General features: G+C 59.6%; 1 protein-coding gene and 1 pseudogene. One reads left to right on the top strand and one right to left on the bottom strand.

Features of this window, described 5'->3' with window-relative positions:
* A pseudogene (locus tag XarbCFBP7408_RS21770) lies at positions 1 to 348 on the top strand (IS3 family transposase); the annotation flags it as partial.
* On the opposite strand, the gene XarbCFBP7408_RS21760 reads toward XarbCFBP7408_RS21770, so the two are convergent.
* Positions 289 to 2850 (bottom strand): RHS repeat domain-containing protein, encoded by a 2562-nt coding sequence (locus XarbCFBP7408_RS21760; RefSeq protein WP_429001796.1) that lies wholly within the window; start codon positions 2848 to 2850, stop codon positions 289 to 291. The pseudogene XarbCFBP7408_RS21770 and the gene XarbCFBP7408_RS21760 overlap by 60 nt on opposite strands.
* Positions 2851 to 3120 lie beyond the last annotated feature (270 nt).

The raw sequence follows: 3120 nt of genomic DNA, 5'->3' as shown, positions 1-3120 counted from the left end.
TGCTGTCGGCGGTGTGGCGGCGCAAACCCAGCGCTGGTTGCCTGGTTCACTCGGACCAAGGGTCGGTCTACACCAGCGATGACTGGCGCAGTTTTCCTGGCGTCCCATGGCTTGGTGTGCAGCATGAGTCGGCGTGGCAACTGCCATGACAACGCACCGGTGGAGAGCTTCTTTGGTCTGCTCAAACGCGAGCGGATCAGGCGGCGGATCTACCCCACCAAGGACGCCGCACGCGCCGAGGTGTTCGACTACATCGAGATGTTCTACAACCCACAACGCCGTCATGGTTCAACTGGCGACCTGTCCCCTGTAGAGTTTGAACGGCGCTACGCGCAACGAGGGTCTTGAGTGTCTACGGAACCCTGGGCGTATCATTCCTTCATGGTCGTAGACGAAGCGCTTGACCCGGAGTGTTCCCGCAACGTTTGCGGCATCGTATTCCCGCGTCAGTAACGGCTGCCACAGCGCATCGAAGTAGGTAACTTTTTGTGCGTTTCCAGTGGTCACGGTCTGGCGCCAATGGCCGGCACCGATGCCGTATTCGTTGCCGCCCACTCGCTCGAACGCCTGTGCAGTCGAGTTCCAAGCGGTGCTGTCGCCCGATGGGTAGTTCGTGGCGTTCAGCCGCCCCATCGCGTCGTAGCCATACGTCGTGGAGAAGCCATTCTCATCGTTGGTCTGACGGATCCACCCATTGTCGTCCACGGATGCGGACTTGGCCGTGCCATCGGCATTTGCAACGGTCTGGGGGATGCCGCGCTTCCAGCCAGACAAGGTTGTCGCGTTTCCCAAGCCATCCTTGACTTGGGCCAGGGTCCCATCGGGATTGTAGGTGTAGGTTGCGACCAGCTTCCCATTGCGCCGCTCCGTGTGGGGCAATGCATTGCTGCCGTAGTCGACCTGAGAGGTGACGATGCCCGTGTTGATGTTGCGAGCGATGGCGGTCTGTCCCAACACCCACGCACCGCGCTCGTCGTAATACGTGGTTTCGTCGGTGCGGCTGTGCCAGGGACTGAAGCGTTCGATCCGCAACGGACGGGCGAACTCATCGAAACACGGCTGCCCATTGCAGTCCGCAATCCGCCACACGAACTGGTCGCCCTTGTCGATCGTGATTACCTGACGCACGGGCCGCTGCCTAGCCGCCACCGTGTTGTCGCCATAGTTGCCACCCGGATACATCGTCCGTGCCGCATAAGGAGCCGCATCAAATGCAGCGTAATCGGTCATCCGCGTGCGAACGGCTGTAGAACCATTCCAACCGAAGTCCTGCTGTAGCAATAAGCCTTCGTTGGACCAGTAACGATTCCCAAACCGATAGCGCGTGGCCTGCCCCGTAGGATCCTTGACGGTGATGTCCCGAGTGATGGGCGAGCCGGCATTGCACTCAACGTATTTGGCAGGGTCGCTGGGGCTTGGGTTGGGGCTGGGCTGCCAGCAGTTGTTGGGTGTGCCGTAGTCATACGTCCAAGTGAGGCCCTGCGCCGGCAAACCCGGGCCGGAAATGCGCCGACTGGTAACGGCCATGACGTAGAACTGGTAGGGGATGTCTGAGTAGGCTTCTTCTCTCCTGCAAACCCTGGGCACCCACGCCCGTCCCATCAGCATGGAGTTGACCGTGTAGTCGCTGCGAGCGCCGGTCGGAGCAGTGATACTGCCGACCCTAGCGCCACCGGACCAAGGGCGTATGTTGTCGCAGCCCGGCGGCTGGCTGTAAGTTACGCGTGCAAGAGACAAGGCGACCAAATCAAAGGTCCAGCTGCTGCCGTCAGGCAGCGTCACTGTGTCCAGGGTGTCGCTGTAGCCGTAAGACCAGGTTCGCCCCCCTGTGGTCACGGAGGTGATGGTGTTGCCATTCCCTCCGGCATACGACAGGTCAATGCGACGCCCATCGCTGGCAACAATGCTTAGAAGCTGCCACGGAGCACCGGGATTCCAGTTGTAAACCACCGTGTTGCCGAAGCGATCGGTCACTCGCGTGGGATAGATCAAGACCTCCTTGCGAACCAGGATGTAGTTGTTAGCGACCATCGGAACGATTCCACCGACGCTTGCGGTGGTCATTGCAGCACCTGCAGAGAGGGCCGCTGGGCCAGGGGAGGACTTAGCCAACGCTGGATAGGAGCGAGTGACCATGTGGTTGAAGGCATACACGCTGCCTTGCGTGTCAACCAATTCAAATCCTTCACCACGCACTCCCGATTCGCTGGCTCCATCCAACGACGCCAGACAACGGATAGCAGAGCCATCTTTTAGAACGATGGGATAAGTGCGTCCATCGTTTGGACGAAGGGCTTGAACAGAAGCTCGCAGCAGCTCCTGGTCGCCGCTTCCAGGGCGATAAAGAAAGCTGCCACGCCAAAACTCGGATGACTCAAAGATTCCGCCTTGGTTCTCGGCAGCGGGGGGAACGCTATAGCTACTGCATCGGTTGTAAACGGTGTCCCTGGTCCCGTTGATTGCCCAGCCGTCCGGTGCAGTGTTGCCGCCTGGAAAGGCGAAGACCCCATGCATGTTGGGGATGTCCAGGTCCCAGAGTTTGAAGTGCCCCCTACTCGGGCTGCCCACCGTGAAACGACGGCCTATCCGGACTTGGAGTGCGTTGTTGCCCTTCAAGTCGACGTCGGTCTGCGTGATTTCCATCGAGCCCGTATAGAGGTTGATGTTGTCTCCGAAGAGCTTGTCACCTGGACTTGCGACCACAGCCCCGGATTGAATCAGCTTGCCGTAGTCGTCGTAGACGTTCTCGGCCGATCCTGCTACGGGCATGATCCCTGCCAAAGCAGCCAGTGCCAATCCGAACGCGCGCATCTGGCGCGGCTTTGTGCCCGATTCCATAGCATTTTCCAAGTTGATGACTGACCAAGGTCCGGGTAGACCTCATCGCTCTTGCGAACTCGCGCTCATGCGAAGACAAGGCACGGCAACGCATGCCCCACCAAGCCGTTTGGCAGGTGCTCGTGTTCAAGAATCCGGAGGGTGCGCGAAGCGCGACCGCGAGGTCATTCCCCAATACCCCCCAGGGGGACTAAGAGCGGCTAACAAAACCCAGGAAGAAGGCGTAAGCAGATGATGGAGGATGCGAGCGAAAGCAACGCCAAGTGGAGATCGATGCGACGT

The organism is Xanthomonas arboricola pv. guizotiae (assembly GCF_002940205.1).
Taxonomy (GTDB): domain Bacteria; phylum Pseudomonadota; class Gammaproteobacteria; order Xanthomonadales; family Xanthomonadaceae; genus Xanthomonas; species Xanthomonas arboricola_C.
This window is presented reverse-complemented; position numbering and strand designations above follow the sequence as displayed.